Below are 19764 nucleotides of genomic sequence, written 5' to 3'. Positions count from 1 at the left end.
TCGTGGCGTCAATCGAAAGTGACAATCTCGTGACGGATTCTCGAATAAGTGTTGCTAAGATGTCGACGCGCTGGATTTTCAAAGCGTTATGGACTTTCAGCAACGCGTTACACTGCGAGCAGGGACAGGACGATCAAGGCAAACATCAGCACAACAAGGCTGATTAGCCAGAAGAACGACAGGACAACCATCCGCAAAAAAGCCTGCACATAGCCCGTCCCATACGCCCCGCGCATGCTGAACATCGTATAGACTGGGAGAGCCAGGGAATAATAAAGTCCGGCGACCCAGCCGCCCAACAAGGCTGATAATCCGAATGCCAACGTGGAACTGAGATAGATCCAGCTGTGCAGGTGAAGCGCGTGGATCGCGTGGTCATAGACATAAATGCTCCGGCGCCAGGCATACATTAGCGCAAGCGCCAGAATCGTCAGTGGCACAAGAATGAGGCTTAGACGCGGTGCCCAGTTCTCGGCAGCGGTCGTGAACAGCCGGGGATTGTCGATTGTGCGCTGTATCGCGCCTTCCAGGCGTTCGCCGAACTCATCCGACCCTACGTCGATACTATTTTCCTGCGGCTCCGAAACAGGCGCATCCGGCTCCGATTCGGCTTGCGCCTCGTCGGCCTCAGCCTCGGCCGCCGCATTCGCCCGCGCGCTTTCGAGGATGCGGTCAAGCTCGTCCTCATCGAAGTTTTCAGCCTGGGCGAGATAGTCGAAGAGCGCTTCTCGCTCCTCTTCATTCAGCTCAGCCCCCTCGCCAGCCTCGATCTGGCTCAGCGCATTGACGCCATTGGTGTTGATGAAGGCGAAGGCGACGAAATAGAAGATGAGGCTGGAGAGCAGGAAGAGCCTGAAAGGCGGCACATATCGTGCCCGCTTGCCGTCACTATAGTCGCGGCTGAGCTGCCCCGGCTTGAAGAACAGTCTCGGAAGCGTACGCGCAATGCGCCCATCGAGCGCAAGACTGTCCGACACTGTCTCCGCTACGAGAGAAAAAACGGGCCGGTGAAAACTGGCGGCGAGCTGACCGCAATTGGGGCAGTAACGGTGTTTCACCATCACACCGCAATTGCGGCAGGGTTGGCCCTGCAGATCGGCAGTGCCGCCCGCAGAAAGAGCGCCGACCGATGCAAGGCCTGCTGCTTCCAGTTCGTCGCTCATAGCCCCCCGGCCCCCTTGTTTCCCGCCTACTCCTCGGCGCTATCAGTGGATGCGGTCTCAGCGCCGGCGTCCGTCTCTATGTCGGCGCGGCAAAGCCAACGCGAGAGATGGTCGTCCTGGGCGTTCTCTGCCCAGCCGGTCAGCTCTGGATCGACAAGGTTCTTGGTCACCTGTATCCACATCGGCGTGATCGGATAGTCCTCCAACATCATTGCCTCGGCTTCGGCGAAGATTTCGGCGCGCGCCTGCAGGTCACGGGTGCGGCTCGCCTCTGCCAGAAGCGCGTCATATTCCGGGTTGGAATAACGGCCATAATTCTGCTGGCCCGTCTCCGAATCGAGCAGGTAGAGGAAGTTGATCGGGTCGTCGAAGTCCGCCACCCACGCGCCGTCCGCAACCTCAAAGTCCGACTGACGAAGGCGTGCGTAAAGGACCTTTGTGTCCTGACGCAGGATTTCAGCGTTCACCCATGGGGCAATCTCGTTCCAGTTTGCCTGTGCCACGGGCGCTGCTTTCGGATTGTCATCTGTCGAGCGGTGGATGAACTCGAAGGACAGCTTGTTATTCGGGCCGTAGCCAGCTTCTTCCAGAAGCGCGCGAGCCTCGGCCAGTCGCTCTTCGCGCGTCATGTCGGCAAAGCCCAGCTCAGGACGATCGACATCATAGTTGCTCATCGTTGGCGGCACGAAGGAATAGGCCGGGATGTAGCCTGGCGTCAGCACGCGATCGACAATGAACTCGCGGTCCAGCGCCAGCGACAGCGCCTTGCGCACACGCACATCGTCAAACGGCTCCTGGCTGGAGTTGAAGCTCCAATAGGTCGTAATCAGGCTTGGCGCGGTGCGCACCCAGCCCGGGAACTTTGCTTCCAGCTCTTCAGTCCGACCCCCGTCAAAGCCATTATTGATGTCGAGCTCACCCGCCTCAATGCGGCGTTCCACGGCTGCGGCGTCCTCGATCTCGAAATAGGCAACGCGGTCAAAGCAGACTTCGTCGGCCTCATAGAAGAGCGGGTTCTTCTCTGAGACAAGCTGATCGCCCGTGCGCCAGTATGCGAGTTTGTAGGGGCCATTCACCTCAATGTTGTCAGGCTGTATCCACGCTTCGCCATACTGTTCGACGATGTGCTCAGGCACTGGGTAGGTGGTGTAATGGGTCAGAAGGCCGAGCAGGTAAGGCGCAGGCTCTTCCAGCGTGATCTCAAAAGTCAGGTCGTCGATGGCGCGCACGCCGAGCTCTTCCGGTGGCAGTTCGCCGGAGTTCACCTGAGCGGCATTCTTCACGATGTAGAGCAGCGAAGAGTATTGCGACGCGATTTCCGGGTTCTGGATGCGGCGGAACGCGTAGACGAAATCATCGGCCGTGACAGGTTCACCATCCGACCATTGCGATTCGCGCAGGTTGAACGTCCAGGTGAGACCGTCCTCGCTTGTTTCCCAGCTTGTCGCCACGCCCGGAATGACTTCGCGCTCTGGCGTGATGGTCATCAGGCCGACGATCATGTCGGAGATCACGATGTTTTCCCATTTTGCCGACGAGCGGTGCGGGTCAAGCGTATCGACCTTGGCAGAGATACCGCGGCGCAGGACAGCGGCCTCCTCGCCGTCGCCAGATCCGTTTCCTCCGCTGCCCCCACAGGCAGCAAGCGTGAGAACCAGACCAGCAGCGCCGGCCGACAGAAGAACGGATTTAAGAGATTTCATCATGACTTCCCGTGATTTTCGTTACGACTTAGTGTTTCATGTGATCAGGCGCTTGGAAAGATAGCGCACCACAGTTGAGCAGCAGATGAACAGGCATGCGACACAGTTTACCCCTTTCGATACTTATTCTGAGCACAATTCTTCCTGCAGCAGCGCAAGAAGCCACGTCATTCAGTACGCGCGAGGTCTATGCCTGCGCCGACCTTGCAGACGATGCTGAGCGCCTCGCCTGTTACGATGACGCTGTCGGGCGCCTCAAATCTGCCGAGGAAACCGGCGAAGCAGTTGTCGTGACCCGCAGCGAGGTCGAGAACGTTCGCCGCGATTCCTTCGGCTTCTCCATTCCGAGCCTTCCAAACTTCGCCTCCTCCGTGTTCAGCGATAGCGAAAAGATCGACGAAGTGTCCTACCCCGTCGCTTCTGTTCAGAAAACAGCTCGTGGAAAGCTCTACATAACCTTGCAGAACGGGCAGGCCTGGCAGCAGATCGACAATAAGCGCATCTATTATTCCGCCAAGCGCGGCGTCGATAGCGCAACCATCAAGTCTGCCGCCCTTGGCAGCTATATGATGAAGCTTGATGACGGCCTGCAGTTTCGCGTCGAACGCCTGAAATAGCTGACCAACAAAATCAAAGACCCCTGCAAGCAATGCCCGCAGGGGTCTTTATTGTTTGTGCGAAGAAGTTTCGCCTATTCGTACTTCACCGAACAGCCATAAGGGGCAGCCCAGCTCGTCTGGACAGTTTCACCCGCCTCAAGCGCGTCTAGGGCTGCGGTGACATAATTCTTCGCGGTCTCAATGTCGGAAACCCGTGATGACGGGATCGAATCGATTGCCCCTGCATAAGCGATGGCACTGTCTGGCTCGATAACGAACATGTGCGGGGTGGTCTTTGCCTCATAGAGGCGTCCGATATCGCCGGACGGATCAAGGATGACATGTGTCGGCGAGGCGTCGCGCCCCTCATTGATCTCGATTGCGCGGTCACCATCGACATGGCCTTGCGTGCCGGGCGCCGATGAGATCACCTGCAGCCAGACAATCTCGTCCTCGCCTGCGCGATCCTGAAGACCCTGCATGTTTTGAGGCGGGTCAGCATAGTGTTTCTGCACGAACGGACAGCCATCATTGGTCCACTCGAGAATGACCGTCTTACCTGCAAAGTCCGAGAGCGAGACCTGCTCACCTGTCGCAGTTAGACCGGTAAAGTCCGGTGCCGGCTGACCCGGCTCCGCTGCAGGGGCGGCAGAGGCGGAAAACGCGATCATCGCGCCGGCGCTGAGGGCAACGGCGGCGGCCATGCCGGAGGCAAGTCCAAGGTTTCGACGGGTAAGAGCAGTCATGGTGTCATCCTTTCTGCAGGGGCGGTAGTGGTCAAAAAGGCTTCAAGCTTACGCTTCAACATGCCCGGATTGAGCAGGGTCGGCAGAATCTCTGGCTCCGGCTCACCAGGCGCATAGAGAAGGTACATAGGTACGCCTGGACTTCCACGCCGCTTGAGTTCGTCGGAAATTTCGTCATTCGGCCGCGTGAAATCTGCGACCAGGAATGTGACGTTTGCGGCGTCCATAGCCTCAAGAACGTCTTCGCGTTTCAGCGTCGTGCGCTTGTTGACCTGGCAGGTCGCGCACCATGAGGCGGTAAAGTCGACAAATACCCCGCGACCCTCGCCGATAAGTTCATCGACGCGCGTTGGCGACCATGGCTCTGGTTCATAGGCCGCGGCGTAGGATGCCGCCACTCCACTTGTCGCCGGCGCTTCCTGCAGCCCTGACGCGACCGGCCAGGCAATACCGACAAGCGCAAGCACCGCGCCGGCTGCGACAAGACCCGTGCGCAGGCGCCCGCCTGCTACGCTGATTAGCCAGATCCCGAATGCGAGAATGACCGCACCGAACGCCGTCGCGCCCGCAGCCGGGTGATTTCCAAGTACGGTGATCAGCCAGGCGGCCGTCAGGAACATCGGGAAGGCAAATGCCTGCTTCAGCCGCTCCATCCAGAGGCCCGGCTTCGGAAGCGATTTGTGCAGACCGGGCACATAGCTCAGCACGAGGAAAGGCAGCGCCAGACCGAAGCCGAGCATCAGGAAGACAGCCATAACGACAGGCCATGGCTGATTCAGAACAGCCCCCAGCGCGCCGACAACGAAAGGGCCGACGCAGGGCGCACCGACGACTGCGGCCAGTACGCCAGTGAAGAACGCCCCTGCACTGCCCTGCCGCCCGGCAAGACCGGAGCCGACATTCTGGACCGACGAGCCGAAGTTCACGACGCCGAGCAGCCAAAGACCGATCAGCACCATGATGAGGGCGAGCGCCGCGACGACTGCGGGGTACTGGAGCTGGAAGCCAAGGCTGACGAACTGACCCGCCGCCCGAAGCGCAATGAAAGCAAGCCCCGTCGCGGCGAAGCTGATCAGGACACCCGCCGTATACCAGAGGCCATGCTTGCGCAGCTCGCCGCGCTCGCCTCTTGCAGCGACCTGAACCATGCCGATCGCCTTGATGGACAGCACAGGCAGGACGCAGGGCATGAGGTTGAGGATAAGCCCGCCAAGCAGCGCGGAGCCGATGAGGACAAAGAAGTTGAGCCCGCCCCCTGCACCGCCCGCGCCCGACGTGAGACCGCCCGTCCCACCGCCAGCGGTGGTCGCCTCGCCACCAGAGCTTCCGAGGCCACTCGTTCCAGCAAGGACATCGCCTTCGCTGGCCGATATACGGACCGCAACCGGTTCTTCGCCATCTACGGCAACGCGGATAACGCCTGTCAGGGCTTCCGGCATGCCGGGCCGAGCGGGCGTCAGTTCGATTGCGAGGCCTTGCTCGCCGAACTCTACTGGCTGCGGGGCAGCGTGTACAATCTCATGTCCGTCCGGAAAGAAGCGCGTGTCTCCCGATGCGCCAACCAGTTCACCGCCAGATGCTGAGAGGGTCCAGCTTTCGCCTTTGGCTGTCAGGGAGACTTCCCCGGTAAAGTACACCGGCACGTCGGCAAGCGCTTCAGCGATACGTGCACCATTCTCGCGGTCTGGCACCTGCTGAGGGCCGACATTCAACGTCACCGCAAGATCAACCGATTCCGGGATGCAGATATCCTTGCAGATCAGGTAATCGATTTCACCGCCGAGACGGACCGGCCCGGTCGCATTTTCCGGGATCTGGACTGGGAACGGCAGGACGATCTCGCCGCTATAGCCGTAATCCATGATCTCGCCTTCGACGACGGGCAGAAGCTCTGGCAGAGGCCAGTCGATCGCACCAATCGCTTCGGCGTCTACAGTGGTCTGGTCGTCCCAATAGGCACGCGGCGGAATGCCTGCATCACCGGCATTCTTCCAGTAAATGTGCCACTCATCAACCATCTCGAAGCTAAGCCCGAACCAGACGGTTTCGCCCGGTATGGCCGTCTCACGCTCTGAAATCAGTTCGACACGCGCATGGCCGCCATCCACCGGCTGCGCATTCAGAGGCGCAAGCGTCGGCGCGGCGATGAGCGCGGTGATCAGTGGGAGAAGAAGTTTTTTCATGAGGCGGAAGGTCGACTTTTACTGAACAGAATTCCAGAGGGCTGGATGTCGCAAATTATCATTGTGCGCCAGCGCTCTCGCGCAATCGTGATGCGCCGGCATCAACGAAAAAGGCCGGACCTGTGCGAGGTCCGGCCTTCTGAAATCGTCATCGAAAGGCTGCTTGCCTCTCGCAGACCTGCCTAGATCTGAAGGCTTGGGCCGTCGGAGCCGCCCTGTGGCTGCTGGACGGCGTCTGCTTCCTGGGCACGCAGCGCGCGATTGATCACGCGAGACCAGTTAAGCAGCGAAATATTGTGCGCGAGGACGGCACCAAGCATGCCATTCCGCTGGAGCTCGGCAATCTTTTCCTCTGGAAGAGCATTCACCTTCTGCTCGTCGATTGCATAGTATTTCGCGACGACTTGCGGATCCCCGATATTGTTGCCGCTATTGTCGCGCGGCTGGAAGGTCGCCTCGCGCTCTGCGAACAGGCCGAGCTTGTCGATTTCCTTCACGAATTCTTCGGTGCGGCGACGCTGGCTTTCAAAGTCGCGGCAGAAGTTCATCGCATTCGTGGTGAATTCCGATGGCTGGCCGTCATTGAAGAACGGAATTTCTGGCTGGTTGGAGACCATGGCTGCGTCGCGGTCGACACAGAGGACCAGGCGCTCCTGAGAGCTGTCATTCGCGAAAACGAATGGATACCGGCGGGCAAAAGCAGGGATATAGAAGTCCGGATCGACGGCCCCGTCCTTCACGTAAAGGTTCTCATTATCGCGTACGCCCATCGCCCCGATCGGCATCTTGTCCTTGCCGACGAAGATGATCGGGTATGATGTGGAAGCGAGGCCGAACTCATTCACCGTGAGAGGAACAGCATGTGCCTTGCCAAGAAATGAGAATGGCTTTTCGATCGGCTTGATGCCGAGACCGCCATGCTTTTCAGCATTGAGAGGCTGAGGATTGGAATAAAACAGCACTTGCCCGCTAAGCGGAGACGCTTGGGCCGACTGGGAATTTGCCACGGGAACACTCCATTGATTGACCGGCGCGGTTTACCGGATAAGCCAGACGCTCACAACCGCCGAGCAGCTATTGCCCCGCCCGTTTCACGCCAGCCTATCGAAAGCGGATTTTCACGCCTGATGAGACCAGTCCTGAACCTTGCAAGAATGCGTCCAGTTTTCGCGCTCGCAGCGGTCAGCCTCGCAGCTTCCTGTGGCCCGGCGGTAAATGAGGACGGCATCGCGCGGCGCACGGTGCGGGACATCAACCGCGTAATGGAAGATACGGCGCAGGCTGAACTGGCGCTGTCACCGGAAACCGCCACGCGGCTGGGCCTCGAGGAAAGCAGCGCACGCGTTTCCATCAACGATGTGCTGGATGACCGTTCGCAAGCCCGGTTCGAACGCACGCGCCTTTTGCGGATAGAGCTTCTCAACCGATTGCTTCAGACGCCCTACATCCCTTCGGAGAGCGAGCTTGCCCGGCATCTCGACGTGATTTCGAGCCATTATGAGGCGCTGACCCAACTGGAAGCTTACGGGTACGGTCGCTATTCGCTCGGCATGGCGCGGCCCTATGCTGTTGACCAGATAAGCGGCGCCTGGGTCGACGTGCCCGATTTGCTGGTCAGCGCGCAACCGCTTCGGTCGCATGCTGACGCCGAAGACTATCTCGCGCGTCTGGCAGCGCTGCCCGATACCATCGCTGATGAACGTCGGCGTTTGCTGTCTGACGCCAAAAGCGGAGTGATCCCGCCGCAAATCGTACTCGACCAGCTTGAGGCGCGCCTGCGGGAATTTGCGCGGCAGCCCGTCCAGACGCATCCGCTGATCCAGACATTCGGGAATGTGGTCAGCGGCCTTGATGCAACGTCCGGACCGTCTGCGAACACATACCGCGAAGCCGCTGCTCGCACGATGCTGAACGAGGTCATACCGGCCTACAGGGAATTTGCTGATGAGGTCGCGCGTCTCAAGCTGCGGGCACCGAAAGAGGCGGGTATGTCCTCGCTGCAGGATGGTGACGCTTATTACCGCGATCTTCTCGCCTTCTATGCTGCACCAAACGCCGATCCGGAGTTCCTTCACCAGGAAGCCCTGAGCGCCATCGAAGCGATTAACGCAGAGATTGATGCGCAGTTTGTATCGTTGGGCCTGTCCGGCGGCACTGTCGGTGAACGCCTTGCCTATCTCGCGGAGACCCCCGGTCAGTCCCGTCCGCTGAATGTCGACACGCGCATGCAGGTTCTGGGCACGCTTCGCCATGCAGTGTCGGCGGCAACTGAAATACTGCCTCGCATGGTTGCGAAAGCACCAAATGAAAGCCTCGTCGTCGCGCGGATGCCCGTGCTGAAAGAAGCAACCTATTCCGGGGCACTCTATTCGCCGGCGACCGCAGATGGCACCAGTCCCGGCCTCCTTCTCATCAATCTGGGCGAAGGTGAGGAATGGCCGCCCTTCACCCTGCCAACGCTCGCTGCTCATGAAGGCGTTCCCGGCCACCACACCGAAAGCACGATGACGACGCAAACGCGCAACCCGCTACTGCGCCAGATGATCTGGGACGTGTCATTCGGCGAAGGCTGGGGCACCTATGCCGAAGACCTTGCTGATGGTGCAGGCCAGTACGGCGATGACCCATTTGGGCGGCTCGGCTATCTCCAGTCCATCCTGTTCCGGGCCGCACGCGTGGTCGCCGATACGGGGCTCCATTCGCGCGGATGGTCCTATCAGCAAACTGTCGATTATCTCGTCAACACGACGGGACTGCCGCGCACCCAGATGGAGCGAGAAGTTCTGCGCTATCTCGTCTGGCCAGGCCAGGCCGTTTCCTACTTCGCAGGCCGCAACCGCATCCTCGACATGCGCACCCGCGCAGAGGCGGTTGTTGGCGCGCGCTTCGACGAGGCCTCTTTCAATTCCGTCATCCTGGCAGGCGGGCCGCGGCCGCTTGATCTGGTGGAGGCTGACGTGGAGAGCTGGTATCAGCAACAGCTCCAGAACTGACACGGCAAGCCTTTAGTCCCCAAAAAAAGTAACGCGTTCCGCTCCAAATTGTCGCGAAATTGACATAGGCCTTGCCATGGCGAAGCGCGTGAATTACTTGCCTTTTGCTCACTATGCCTAAAAGGGGCTGGGCAGCGTCAGATTTCTCCTCTTCGTAAAGGGAAGACTTGAAATCCTGCTAAGGCATAACCAAGTAATGCTCATATTGAGCAAAAGCGTGGAGGACACGATATGGCTAGATTGATCGATTCAGGACCGGGATGCCCAACCCCGACGCCGCTTCGCGCAAAGAACGCAGCTGAAGAGCGTGGACTTGCATATACGGACGAGATCAAGGCGAAGACTGACGATCTCTATCCGCTCGTGTCTGATTTCATCACCCCAATGGAGTGGCCCGCAATCGCGCCGCTTGTGGCTGAGATTAACCGTCTCAAGGAAGAAAAGAACGCGGTCATTCTCGCGCATAATTACATGACGCCGGATATCTTTCGCCTTGTCGGCGACTTCCGCGGCGACTCCCTGCAGCTCGCCCGCGAGGCGGCTGCCGTCGAAGCCGACATCATCGTGCAGGCTGGCGTCCACTTCATGGCCGAAACCTCGAAGATCCTCGCGCCTGAAAAGACTGTGCTGATCCCGAGCCTGGAAGCTGGCTGTTCGCTGGCCGCCTCTATCACAGGGCCGGATGTGCGCCTGATCAAGGAACGCTATCCGAACTATCCGGTCGTCACCTATGTGAACACGACCGCCGACGTGAAGGCCGAATGCCATATCACCTGCACCAGCTCGAACGCCGCGCAGGTGGTCGAAGCCATCGCCAGGGAATGGGACACCGACACCGTCATCCTCGTGCCGGACCAGTATCTTGCAAAGAACGTCGCGGCGCAGACCGATATCCGTATCATTACATGGCCGGGTGCCTGCGAGGTGCATGAGCTTTTCAGCGCCGACGATGTCAGCCAGCTGCGCGAAGCCCATCCAGGCGTCGTCATTCTGGCTCACCCGGAATGCCCGCCTGACGTTCTTCAGGCCGCAGACTTCGCAGGCTCCACCTCGGCGCTCGCCAGCTATGTGCAGGATAACAGCCCGAACAAGGTCGTGCTCCTTACCGAATGCTCGATGAGCGACAATGTCGCCGCAGAGAATCCAGGCGTGAACTTTGTGCGCCCTTGCAATCTCTGCCCGCACATGAAGCGGATCACGCTCGAGAACATTCTCGACTGCCTGATCGAGATGAAGCATGAAGTGGTGATCGACGAGAAGATGCGTGTGAAAGCGAAAGCCGCGATCGATGCGATGCTGGCCTTGCCGAAAACCGACAAGCCGCTCGCCTTCGAAACGGGCCTTGCCCCGCGCGAGATTGAAGTTATTTCGCCAGCCTGACGCCTTGAAAAGGCCGCTTCGGCGGTATTCTCTGGACGAATGAGACGAAGAGAGCCGCCATGCTGAGCCGCCTGCGCCTTGCCTGCCTGACTGTTGCCTTGCTTGCGCTGGGGCCTACCGCCACTGCGCAAGCTGCAACCGAAAGCGACCCCGGCGACGTGCTCGGCAACTGGACCTTCCAGACCAAACCTTATCGCGAGGGCCAGTGCATCATGTCAGGCACGGCCCGTCTCACCCCCCACCCGGACGCAGGTGTCTATAATTGTGAGCTGACGGCCGTTGAGATCTGCTCCATGTGGGGCCGGTCCGTCGTCGTGCAGAGCTGCAAGGCGCGCCGGTTCAATGAGCAGGTCTCTATCCGATCCGAGATCGAGCAATTCGTGGAGTCCAAGGCCGAGGGGCTGGTCTATGTCCCCGACAATTTTGCGCTGACTGTTCAGGATAGTCGCCGCATGTACGGATCGCTTGTTTCGGCGGCCACCGCACCGGTGGAGTTTGTCCGTGCCGAGGATGGCATCTCATGATCCGCGTCCGCGCTGCGCTTCTCACTGGCGCAGTTGCGCTGGGTGCTGGACCATCTGCCCTCGGGCAGGAAGACACCCCTGCAACTGAACCGGTGCTCGCCGGAACATGGGTATTCGAAGCCGATCTCAACAAAGCCTGCACCTTTGATGGCCCGGCCCGCCTCATGCCGACGGAAACCGAAGGCGAATACGGCTGTGAGCTGACCGCCAGGCAAGATTGCCCTGCCATCGATGTTACCTATGTCGTCGAGCAAAGCTGCCGCGCCAGCGTTGAGGAGGATGTACTGACTGTGCGTTCCGAGATCCGTAACTTCCTGCAGGGCGAGCCATCCGCCTTCTATACGCCTGATAATTTCCAGCTGCGTATTGAGTCGGAGTCCCGCATGGACGGTGTGCTTGTTGGCGCCGATATATACCCCGCCGTCTGGCAGCGCGCCGACGGGGCCATTTCCTGAGCTGCCGGGGACGCTAGACCATGACGCATACCCGAATACTAAAAGCTGGCTCGCCAGCGAGTGACCGCGATATTCTGATTGTTGGCGCAGGCCTCGCCGGGCTTTTCCTTGCGCTTCGCCTTGCCCCGCGCAAATGCACCGTCATTGCACCCGCCCCGCTTGGTGAAGCGGCCTCGTCAGCCTGGGCACAAGGCGGGCTCGCCGCTGCCCTCGACCCTCTGGACACCGCCGACGCCCATGCCCGCGATACGGTCGCAGCAGGATCCGGGCTTGTCGATCCGGTCATAGCGCAACTTATCGCAGAAGAAGGCCCTGCCCGGGTTCTCGACCTCATTGAGCTAGGCGTTCCGTTTGACCGCACGCCCGAAGGCGCGCTGTCGCTTTCACTCGAAGCGGCACACTCTGTCCCGCGCGTTGCCCGCGTTGCTGGCGACCTTGCCGGCAAGGCGATCATGGGTGCGCTGACCACGGCCGTGCAGGCGAGCAGTCACATCAACCTGGTTGAGCCTTACCGCGCGGTGGGCCTGCTTCAGGATGACAATGGCCGCATCGCCGGGGTTATCGCCCGCGATGCAAAGGGCGGGCTAACCCCCATGACGGCGCGCGAAACAGTCTTCTGCACCGGGGGCTCGGGTGGTCTGTTCCGCGTGACAACCAATCCGCCGGAGTCGCGCGGCGACGCGCTCGCCATGGCCTGGAATGCAGGCGCGCTGGTGGCCGATACTGAATTCGTCCAGTTCCACCCAACCGCCATGGATGTGGGGCTTGACCCCGCGCCGCTCGCCACTGAAGCGCTGCGCGGCGAAGGTGCGGTGCTGCGCGATGGCAGGGGTGAGCTGTTCATGGCCCGCTATCATGAGAAAGCGGAACTCGCGCCCCGCGATGAGGTCGCGCGCGCCATCGACAGCGAAATCAAGGCTGGCCGCGGCGCGTTTCTCGATGCGACAGAAGCCGTCGGCGAAGACTTCCCGGCTCATTTCCCGACCGTGTTCGCCGCCTGTATGGCTGCCGGTATCGATCCGCGTGAGGCGCCCATTCCGGTCGCGCCTGCTGCGCACTATCATATGGGCGGCGTTGTATCCTCAACCTGGGGGCGCTCTTCGCTTGAGGGCCTCTCAGTGTGCGGTGAATGTGCCTCGACCGGCGCGCACGGCGCAAACCGACTGGCCTCCAACTCCCTTCTGGAGGCTGTCGTCTTCGCGGCCCGGATTGCCGAACGCCTTACGGAGAGCGAACTTGGCAACCCCGGCTTATCGCGCGCAGAAGTCCCGAACGAGCTTTCCCCCGACGACCTCCTCTCGCTGCGCCGCGCTATGGCGTCGAAGTGTGGTGTCGTCCGCAATGGGCAGGATCTTAAGGGCCTTGTGTCCATGATCGATGAACAGATCGCAGCACATGGTCCCGTGCATGCCCTTCAGGCCTCCCGGCTTATCGCAATCGCCGCTCTTGCTCGCGAAGAAAGCCGCGGCGGACATTTCCGCCAGGATTTTCCCGACATCGCACCGGTCGCAACCCGCTCTTTCCTTGAAACGCCTTCGCGCACGACTGCAAAGGAGGCTATTTGATGCCTGTCCCTCCCCCACTGCCCGACCTCGTGCTTGACCCGATCGTCCGGCTCGCGCTGACCGAAGACCTCGGCCGCGCTGGCGACCTTACCACGGACGCCACCATCGCGCCCGGCACGGAAATGTCGGCGCAGATCCGCGCGCGCAAGTCGGGCATCCTGGCGGGCATGGACGCCGCCGCCTATGCGTTGAAACTCGTCGACCCATCCGTTGCGCTCGATGTTTCGATAGATGATGGCGGGCAACTTCAGCCCGGCGCCGTGATCGCAACGCTATCCGGCTCCGCTCGCTCAATCCTCACGGCAGAGCGTACCATGCTGAACTTTATCGGTCGCCTGTCGGGGATTGCGACGCTGACCGGTGCCTTTGTCGAGAAGGTGGCTGGCACCAACGCCACAATCGTCTGCACGCGCAAAACGACGCCCGGCCACCGCGCCGTGGAAAAGCGCGCCGTGCGCTGCGGCGGTGGCACGTCTCATCGCTATGGTCTCGACGATGCGATCCTGATCAAGGACAACCACATCGCCGCTTGCGGCTCGATCCCTGAAGCGCTGAAGCGCGCGCACGCCTATGCCGGGCATCTGCGCATGATCGAGATCGAAGTCGATACGCTGGATCAGCTTGAAGAGGCCCTGCCCCACAAGCCGCATGCGGTCCTGCTGGACAATATGAACAATGAAACTCTCCGTAAGGCCGTCGCCATGATCAACGGCGCCTGCAAGGCTGAAGCCTCCGGCGGGGTGAACCTCGATACGGTTGCCGGAATCGCAGAGACCGGCGTCGACTATATTTCCGTCGGCGCGCTCACTCACTCTGCGTCAAACCTTGACGTGGGCCTCGACGTCGCTTGAAGGTGCGCCCTGCTAAAACGGCCCATCACTGAAGTGGGCCGGAACCGGAGGAAGTTCACCGATGCCTAAAGCAGCAGGCCGCAAGAGTATCTTTATCACGGGCGCCGCATCCGGCATCGGCAAGGCCACCGCCAAACTGTTTGCGGACCGTAGCTGGTTTCTTGGCCTGTACGACATCGACGAGGCTGGCCTGAAAGCCCTTGCCCATGAAATTGGCGAGGAAAATTGTGTCTGGCAAAAACTGGATGTGCGATCCCGTGAAGACTGGGCCGCTGGTATGGAGCACTTTTCTGAGGCCACAGGTGGCAAACTGGACGTGCTGTTCAACAATGCCGGCATTGCGCGTCATGGCTGGTTCGAAACCGTTCCCGGCGACGACAATGACCTGATGGTCGACATCAACGTCAAAGGCGTGCTGAACGGCGTTGGCGCTGCTCTGCCCCTGCTCCGCAACACACCGGGCGCTCGCATCGTCAATACAGCCTCTGCGGCAGGCGTCGTCGGCGGGCCGCAAATGGCTGTCTATTCAGCGACCAAGTTTGCCGTTCGCGGGCTGACTGAAGCGCTGGATGTCGAATTCTCGAATATCGGCATACGGGTCACGAGCCTCATGCCATGGCTGATCGATACGCCGATCCTCGACATGTTCTCTGGCGACCGGACAAACACCAAAGTAAGCGATGAGCTGCGCGAGCAGGGCCAGGACGTCTATCCGGTCGAGCTTGCCGCTGAACGCGCCTGGGACGCGGCCCATGGCGAGGAGGTTCATTATATGGCTGGCAAGCGCGCCCAACAGGTGAGGTTTGCCCAGCGGTTCATCCCGGGGCGTCTGCGTCGTCAATTGATGAAAAATCTGCCTTCGCGCGACTAGGTCCGCGGCCTAGTCCTTGACGCGGGCAATGGCCAGGCCGTCATGGCCCTTGATGCCGACCTGCTGAAGGACAATCGCCTCAAGGTCATTGTCACTGGCGAGCGCCTGGTTGAAAGCCGCTGCGCCGATCGCATTGGGGTCGACCTGTGACGGCTCAAGGACAGCGCCTTCGCGCACGACATTATCGGCGACGATCAGGCCGCCTTTCCGCAGCAGGCGCTTGGCCTGCTTGAGATAGGCGGGATAGCCGTCCTTGTTGGCATCGAGAAAGACAAGATCGAAGCTCGGCTCCAGCGCGCGCATCTCATCAAGGCCGCGTCCTTCGACGATCTCAACCTTGTCTGCAATACCTGCATCCTTCACCGTCTCTCGCGCGACGGCGACATGGGTGGCATCAAGCTCGACCGAGATCAGTTCGCCATCCTTTGGCAAGGCGCGGCCAAGCCAGACGGTCGAATAGCCGCCCAGCGTACCGATCTCCAGAATTCGCTTCGCCCCAATCATCTTGGCGAGCAGATAGATCAGCTTGCCCTGCCCTGATGAAACCTGAATCTCCGGCAGACCAGCTTTCTGCGCACGCTCGACAGCGCGCGACAGAATTTCATCATCCGCGGCAAACAGGCTGTTGATATAGGTGTCTACGGCTTCGAAAAGCTGGGTCGCGGACATATGGGTCCTTTATGGAGCCGGGCTGAGGACGTTCAGCGACTGCGCGTTTAGGTCCTGCGTCGTTGTCGACGTGTCGATCGTCATGATGGTCGCGTCAGCGCCGCCCTCTTCGGAACGAGCCATGGCAAGGCGTGCACGCTCTGCCGCTTTTGCGCTCGCCCATTCTGAACCGCGCGGAAAGCGGTAGAAGATGTGCGTGCCGATACGCGAAGTGCGGATCAGGCCGGAATTCCAGACCGGGTTCACATAGGTCGCGTGATAGTGCGTCGCGCCGCCCGTGCGTGGCTCATCAAGGTCGAGGTAGACGTGAGCCGCAATGGACCTTGCGGCTTCCCAACGCGAGCCACGCGGGGTGCGCGCCATGGCGCCGTCACAGGTAAAGGTGAACTGGCAGCCCGTTGTCCGCGTCGCGCCCTGATAGACGACACCGCAAGCCGAGTTAGGATAACGGTGATCGCGAACGCGGTTCATGATGACTTCAGCGACAGCGATCTGGCCCTGGGTCGATTCCGAGCGGGCTTCATAATAGACGGCCTCTGCGAGACACTTCATCTGCGCGCTCATTTCTTCTGCGCGCTTGAGGTGTGCCGGCTCAAAGCTCTTCATTCCGGCCAGTACGGCGGCGTCTCTCTCCAGCGCGCCATAGCGGTTCGTCGCGGAGTCAGGGTCGCGCTCAAGTGAGTATTCGACATTGCGCAGCCATTCATGCTGCATGACAGCCGGCGCGGCAGGGTCGGCGCGAACCGCATCGCCTGCATCCTTTGCCTGAGCAAAGCGCAGCGTCTGCTCACGAAAATCAGCTTCGGCTTCTTTCTGCGTATTGGCAGAGGATATCGTAGGCAGCGCAAAGGTCAGGCCGAATGCACAGGCACACACCATCGCCGCGCGAGATACTACGGAGCGTTGCTCGGCATCGCTTTTTGCAAGCCACCAGCGGCGTGCACGCGCGCGAAACGAAGTGTTCGCAATGAATTGCGAACTCTGCTGTCTGGTCCTGAGTGACATTTCTGTCCCCCTCTTAAACGCGGCTCAGTCTTCTATGAACGCAGAATTCAGGCCGAATTTGGCCCATACCTGCTGCCTGAGGCCGGTATCTCTTCCAGATCCGATATTGGACGACGGGCGGCTATATCAACGATATCGTCGCGGTAAAGACTTACATTTCTGTTATGAACGGAACCTGAGTAGCCTGGCGGCGTAACGACGCCGTCAAACCCCTGCCTAAATCTTCAGGGTTTTCAGCGCCTTCGAAAGCGAACTGCCCGGATCGTGTGCAAACTGCGAAAAAAGGCATGTTGCCGGGAAAACACAGTTCCCCCGGCTCAGCGTTTAGCGCTCACCTACCGGATTTTTGATTCGATTCAGGCAGGTCCTATTTGTTCAGTGCCGCATGCGCAGCGGCCAGCCGGGCAATTGGCACGCGGTACGGCGAGCATGATACATAGTCGAGACCAAGGCTGTCACAGAACATGACAGACGCCGGGTCGCCGCCATGCTCACCGCAGATACCAAGCTTGATATCAGGCCGTGTTTTGCGACCGCGCTCAGCGGCCATCTGGACAAGCTCGCCTACGCCGGTCTGGTCCAGCGTCACGAACGGGTCTTTTTCGTAAATGCCCTGCTCTTCATAAGCCTTGAGGAAGCGGGCCGCGTCATCGCGGGAAATGCCCAGCGTCGTCTGCGTCAGGTCATTTGTCCCGAATGAGAAGAAGGCCGCTGATTCTGCGATCTTGCCCGCCTGCAGACAGGCGCGCGGCAGTTCAATCATTGTGCCGACCAGATACTCTAGCTCGGTCCCCGTCTCGCTGAAGACAGCCTTTGCCGTAGCATCGACCTTGGCCTTCAGGATATCGAGCTCCTTCTGTGTCGCGACCAGCGGGATCATGACTTCAGGCACCGGCTTGTAGCCCGTTTCCTTGGCGACCTGGACAGCCGCTTCGAAAATCGCGCGGGCCTGCATCTCATAGATTTCAGGATAGGTGATACCCAGACGGCAGCCACGGTGGCCGAGCATCGGATTGCTTTCGTGCAGTTCGTTCGCCTGACTCTTCAAAGTATCGACGCTGACACCGGCGGACTTGGCGACTTCCGCCATCTCGTCTTCCGAGTGCGGCAGGAATTCGTGCAGCGGCGGGTCAAGCAAGCGAATCGTACACGGGCGGTCTTCCATGATGCGAAAGATTTCTGCGAAGTCGCCGCGCTGCATAGGCAGCAGCTTGGAAAGGGCGGCTTCACGGCCCTTCTTGCCTTCCGCCAGGATCATGGAGCGCACGACAGGGATACGCTCTGCATCAAAGAACATATGCTCCGTACGGCAGAGGCCGATGCCTTCGGCCCCAAAATTCTTGGCCGTCTCAACGTCGGCTGGCGTCTCGGCATTGGTGCGCACTTTCAGGCGGCGCGCACGGTCTGCCCATTCCATCAGCTTGCCGAAATCACCGGAAAGGTCAGGCTGGACCATGTCGATCGCGCCGACGAGCACTTCGCCCTCAGCGCCGTCGATGGTGACGACGTCGCCCTTCTTGAACTCACGCCCGCCAGCGCGGAACAGACCCTTGGCCGGGTCGATCTGCAGCGTGCCTGCGCCGCAGACACATGGGCGGCCCATGCCGCGGGCCACGACGGCCGCGTGCGAGGTCATGCCACCGCGAGAGGTTACGATGGCGCGCGCGGCGTGCATGCCGTGAATATCTTCAGGGCTGGTTTCGACGCGCATCAGGATGACGTCTTCGCCCTTCTCGGCGAGCTCTGCAGCCTCATCGGAATCGAAGACGACCTTGCCGACAGCCGCGCCAGGGCTGGCAGGCAGGCCTTTCACGATGACATCGCGCTTGGCGTCCGGTGCAATCGTCGGGTGAAGCAGCTGGTCGAGCTGGCCCGGCATCAGGCGCAGGACCGCCTCTTCCTCATTGATGAGGCCTTCTTCAGCCATGTCGACAGCGATCTTGAGCGCTGCAGCCGCCGTGCGTTTCCCGCTACGGGTCTGCAGCATGTAAAGCTTGTTGTCTTCGACCGTGAACTCAATGTCCTGCATGTCGCGGTAGTGGCTTTCCAGCGTATCGGCGACCTCCACTAGCTCTTCATAGACTTTCGGCATCGCCTCTTCGAGCGGGGCCTCGTCAGAGCCGAGCGCATCGGCGCGCGAGCGGGAGATCGGCGCAGGCGTCCGGATGCCGGCAACGACGTCCTCGCCCTGCGCATTGATCAGGAATTCGCCATAAAAGGTCTTCTCGCCCGTGGACGGGTCGCGGGTGAACGCAACGCCGGTGGCCGAGGTGTCGCCCATATTGCCGAACACCATGGACTGCACGTTCACCGCCGTGCCCCATTCGGCCGGGATGTCGTTGAGCTTGCGATACAGGATCGCGCGGTCATTCATCCAGGAGCCGAATACAGCCGTGATCGCGCCCCAGAGCTGTTCGCGCGGATCGTCCGGGAATGGCTTGCCGAGCTGCTTCTTCACCGCCGCCTTGTACTGGACGATGATTTCCTTCCAGTCGTCAGCCGTCATCTCTGTGTCGAGCTGATAGTCCTGACGCTCCTTATAGTCGTCGAGGAGGTGCTCGAAGACGTCATGCTTCACGCCGAGGACGACGTTGGAATACATCTGGATGAAGCGGCGATAGCTGTCATAGGCAAACCGCTCGCCTGCCTTCTTGGCGAGACCCTCAACGGTGACTTCAGAGAGGCCAAGGTTGAGGACCGTGTCCATCATGCCGGGCATGGATGCGCGCGCGCCAGAGCGCACGGACACCAGAAGCGGATTGTCAGCGTCGCCGAACGTCTTGCCGGTTTCGGCTTCAATCGCCTTCAGCGCCGCGTCGACTTCCGCGTCGAGGCCACCCGGATAGGTTTCGCCATTGTCGTAATAGGCGGTGCAGACAGCGGTGGTGATCGTAAAGCCCGGCGGTACCGGCAGTCCGAGCCGGGCCATTTCGGCAAGGTTCGCACCCTTGCCACCCAGCAGGTTCTTCATCGAGGTATTGCCGTCTGCCGATCCCCCGCCGAAGGAATAGACCCATTGTTCCTTCGACATTTGCTGAGCGGTGTCACCCATGACTT

At 60.3% G+C, this 19764-nt stretch carries 16 protein-coding genes; 8 read left to right on the top strand and 8 right to left on the bottom strand.

Annotated elements, in window-relative coordinates; all coding sequences use genetic code 11:
- Nucleotides 1-107 precede the first annotated feature (107 nt).
- Complete coding sequence (locus tag D1224_RS02170) at nucleotides 108-1163, bottom strand: DUF3667 domain-containing protein (RefSeq protein WP_119378294.1); 1056 nt, start codon at nucleotides 1161-1163, stop codon at nucleotides 108-110.
- Nucleotides 1164-1189: 26 nt separating this feature from the next.
- Nucleotides 1190-2869: a peptide ABC transporter substrate-binding protein gene (locus D1224_RS02165; RefSeq protein ID WP_119378293.1), complete on the bottom strand. Its 1680-nt coding sequence runs from the start codon at nucleotides 2867-2869 to the stop codon at nucleotides 1190-1192.
- A 92-nt stretch (nucleotides 2870-2961) separates the two neighbouring features.
- Between D1224_RS02165 and D1224_RS02160 the strand changes: the two genes are divergently transcribed.
- Nucleotides 2962-3483, top strand: a complete 522-nt coding sequence (locus D1224_RS02160) for a hypothetical protein (RefSeq protein ID WP_119378292.1) — start codon at nucleotides 2962-2964, stop codon at nucleotides 3481-3483.
- A 74-nt stretch (nucleotides 3484-3557) separates the two neighbouring features.
- Here D1224_RS02160 and D1224_RS02155 read toward each other — a convergent pair whose 3' ends face one another.
- The 3 genes from D1224_RS02155 to D1224_RS02145 all read right to left on the bottom strand — a co-directional run bounded on the left by D1224_RS02155 (nucleotide 3558) and on the right by D1224_RS02145 (nucleotide 7401).
- Nucleotides 3558-4211, bottom strand: coding sequence for a redoxin domain-containing protein (locus D1224_RS02155; RefSeq protein ID WP_119378291.1), 654 nt, complete (start codon nucleotides 4209-4211; stop codon nucleotides 3558-3560).
- Nucleotides 4208-6394 (bottom strand): protein-disulfide reductase DsbD family protein, encoded by a 2187-nt coding sequence (locus D1224_RS02150; RefSeq protein ID WP_119378290.1) that lies wholly within the window; start codon nucleotides 6392-6394, stop codon nucleotides 4208-4210. The genes D1224_RS02155 and D1224_RS02150 overlap by 4 nt, the downstream gene beginning before the upstream one ends.
- Before the next feature lie 182 nt (nucleotides 6395-6576).
- Entirely contained in the window at nucleotides 6577-7401 is an 825-nt protein-coding gene (locus D1224_RS02145) for a SapC family protein (RefSeq protein ID WP_233350358.1), read from the bottom strand.
- 147 nt (nucleotides 7402-7548) lie between these two features.
- On the opposite strand from D1224_RS02145, the gene D1224_RS02140 reads away from it, so the two are divergent.
- The 7 genes from D1224_RS02140 (at nucleotide 7549) to D1224_RS02110 (ending at nucleotide 15033) form a co-directional block, all read left to right on the top strand.
- The gene (locus tag D1224_RS02140) at nucleotides 7549-9387 is read left to right on the top strand and encodes a DUF885 domain-containing protein (protein WP_182482131.1); all 1839 of its coding nucleotides are present in this window, start codon (nucleotides 7549-7551) and stop codon (nucleotides 9385-9387) included.
- Nucleotides 9388-9618: 231 nt separating this feature from the next.
- Entirely contained in the window at nucleotides 9619-10767 is a 1149-nt protein-coding gene (nadA, locus tag D1224_RS02135; protein WP_119378287.1) for a quinolinate synthase NadA, read from the top strand.
- 59 nt (nucleotides 10768-10826) lie between these two features.
- Entirely contained in the window at nucleotides 10827-11291 is a 465-nt protein-coding gene (locus D1224_RS02130; RefSeq protein WP_119378286.1) for a hypothetical protein, read from the top strand.
- Nucleotides 11288-11746: a hypothetical protein gene (locus D1224_RS02125; RefSeq protein WP_119378285.1), complete on the top strand. Its 459-nt coding sequence runs from the start codon at nucleotides 11288-11290 to the stop codon at nucleotides 11744-11746. Before D1224_RS02130 ends, D1224_RS02125 begins: the two co-directional genes overlap by 4 nt.
- 20 nt (nucleotides 11747-11766) lie before the next feature.
- Nucleotides 11767-13311 (top strand): L-aspartate oxidase, encoded by a 1545-nt coding sequence (locus D1224_RS02120; protein WP_119378284.1) that lies wholly within the window; start codon nucleotides 11767-11769, stop codon nucleotides 13309-13311.
- Nucleotides 13311-14162 (top strand): carboxylating nicotinate-nucleotide diphosphorylase, encoded by an 852-nt coding sequence (nadC, locus tag D1224_RS02115; RefSeq protein ID WP_119378283.1) that lies wholly within the window; start codon nucleotides 13311-13313, stop codon nucleotides 14160-14162. The genes D1224_RS02120 and nadC overlap by 1 nt, the downstream gene beginning before the upstream one ends.
- Nucleotides 14163-14223: 61 nt before the next feature.
- Entirely contained in the window at nucleotides 14224-15033 is an 810-nt protein-coding gene (locus tag D1224_RS02110; protein WP_119378282.1) for an SDR family oxidoreductase, read from the top strand.
- A 9-nt stretch (nucleotides 15034-15042) separates the two neighbouring features.
- Here the strand turns inward: D1224_RS02110 and D1224_RS02105 are convergent, their stop codons facing one another.
- From D1224_RS02105 to ppdK, 3 genes are all read right to left on the bottom strand, one after another.
- A complete protein-coding gene (locus D1224_RS02105) occupies nucleotides 15043-15702 on the bottom strand; it encodes an O-methyltransferase (protein WP_119378281.1) in 660 nt (219 codons plus the stop codon).
- A 9-nt stretch (nucleotides 15703-15711) separates the two neighbouring features.
- Entirely contained in the window at nucleotides 15712-16707 is a 996-nt protein-coding gene (locus D1224_RS02100; RefSeq protein WP_119378280.1) for a cell wall hydrolase, read from the bottom strand.
- Between the two features lie 367 nt (nucleotides 16708-17074).
- Nucleotides 17075-19759 carry a pyruvate, phosphate dikinase gene (gene ppdK, locus D1224_RS02095; RefSeq protein WP_119378429.1) on the bottom strand — a complete coding sequence of 895 codons (2685 nt, stop codon included), beginning with the start codon at nucleotides 19757-19759 and terminating at the stop codon, nucleotides 17075-17077.
- Between the last annotated feature and the right edge of the window lie 5 nt (nucleotides 19760-19764).

Origin of the sequence: Henriciella barbarensis, from assembly GCF_003576345.1 — a bacterium.
GTDB classification, from domain to species: domain Bacteria; phylum Pseudomonadota; class Alphaproteobacteria; order Caulobacterales; family Hyphomonadaceae; genus Henriciella; species Henriciella barbarensis.
The sequence above is the reverse complement of the archived record's forward strand: the minus strand, read 5'-3'. Positions and strand labels throughout refer to the sequence as shown.

Coding starts and splice junctions, on each gene's coding strand:
- D1224_RS02170 (WP_119378294.1), bottom strand. CDS start 1,163: ATGAGCGACGAACTGGAAGCAGCAGGCCTTGCATCGGTCGGCGCTCTT.
- D1224_RS02165 (WP_119378293.1), bottom strand. CDS start 2,869: ATGATGAAATCTCTTAAATCCGTTCTTCTGTCGGCCGGCGCTGCTGGT.
- D1224_RS02160 (WP_119378292.1), top strand. CDS start 2,962: ATGCGACACAGTTTACCCCTTTCGATACTTATTCTGAGCACAATTCTT.
- D1224_RS02155 (WP_119378291.1), bottom strand. CDS start 4,211: ATGACTGCTCTTACCCGTCGAAACCTTGGACTTGCCTCCGGCATGGCC.
- D1224_RS02150 (WP_119378290.1), bottom strand. CDS start 6,394: ATGAAAAAACTTCTTCTCCCACTGATCACCGCGCTCATCGCCGCGCCG.
- D1224_RS02140 (WP_182482131.1), top strand. CDS start 7,549: ATGCGTCCAGTTTTCGCGCTCGCAGCGGTCAGCCTCGCAGCTTCCTGT.
- nadA (WP_119378287.1), top strand. CDS start 9,619: ATGGCTAGATTGATCGATTCAGGACCGGGATGCCCAACCCCGACGCCG.
- D1224_RS02130 (WP_119378286.1), top strand. CDS start 10,827: ATGCTGAGCCGCCTGCGCCTTGCCTGCCTGACTGTTGCCTTGCTTGCG.
- D1224_RS02125 (WP_119378285.1), top strand. CDS start 11,288: ATGATCCGCGTCCGCGCTGCGCTTCTCACTGGCGCAGTTGCGCTGGGT.
- D1224_RS02120 (WP_119378284.1), top strand. CDS start 11,767: ATGACGCATACCCGAATACTAAAAGCTGGCTCGCCAGCGAGTGACCGC.
- nadC (WP_119378283.1), top strand. CDS start 13,311: ATGCCTGTCCCTCCCCCACTGCCCGACCTCGTGCTTGACCCGATCGTC.
- D1224_RS02110 (WP_119378282.1), top strand. CDS start 14,224: ATGCCTAAAGCAGCAGGCCGCAAGAGTATCTTTATCACGGGCGCCGCA.
- D1224_RS02105 (WP_119378281.1), bottom strand. CDS start 15,702: ATGTCCGCGACCCAGCTTTTCGAAGCCGTAGACACCTATATCAACAGC.
- D1224_RS02100 (WP_119378280.1), bottom strand. CDS start 16,707: ATGTCACTCAGGACCAGACAGCAGAGTTCGCAATTCATTGCGAACACT.
- ppdK (WP_119378429.1), bottom strand. CDS start 19,759: ATGGGTGACACCGCTCAGCAAATGTCGAAGGAACAATGGGTCTATTCC.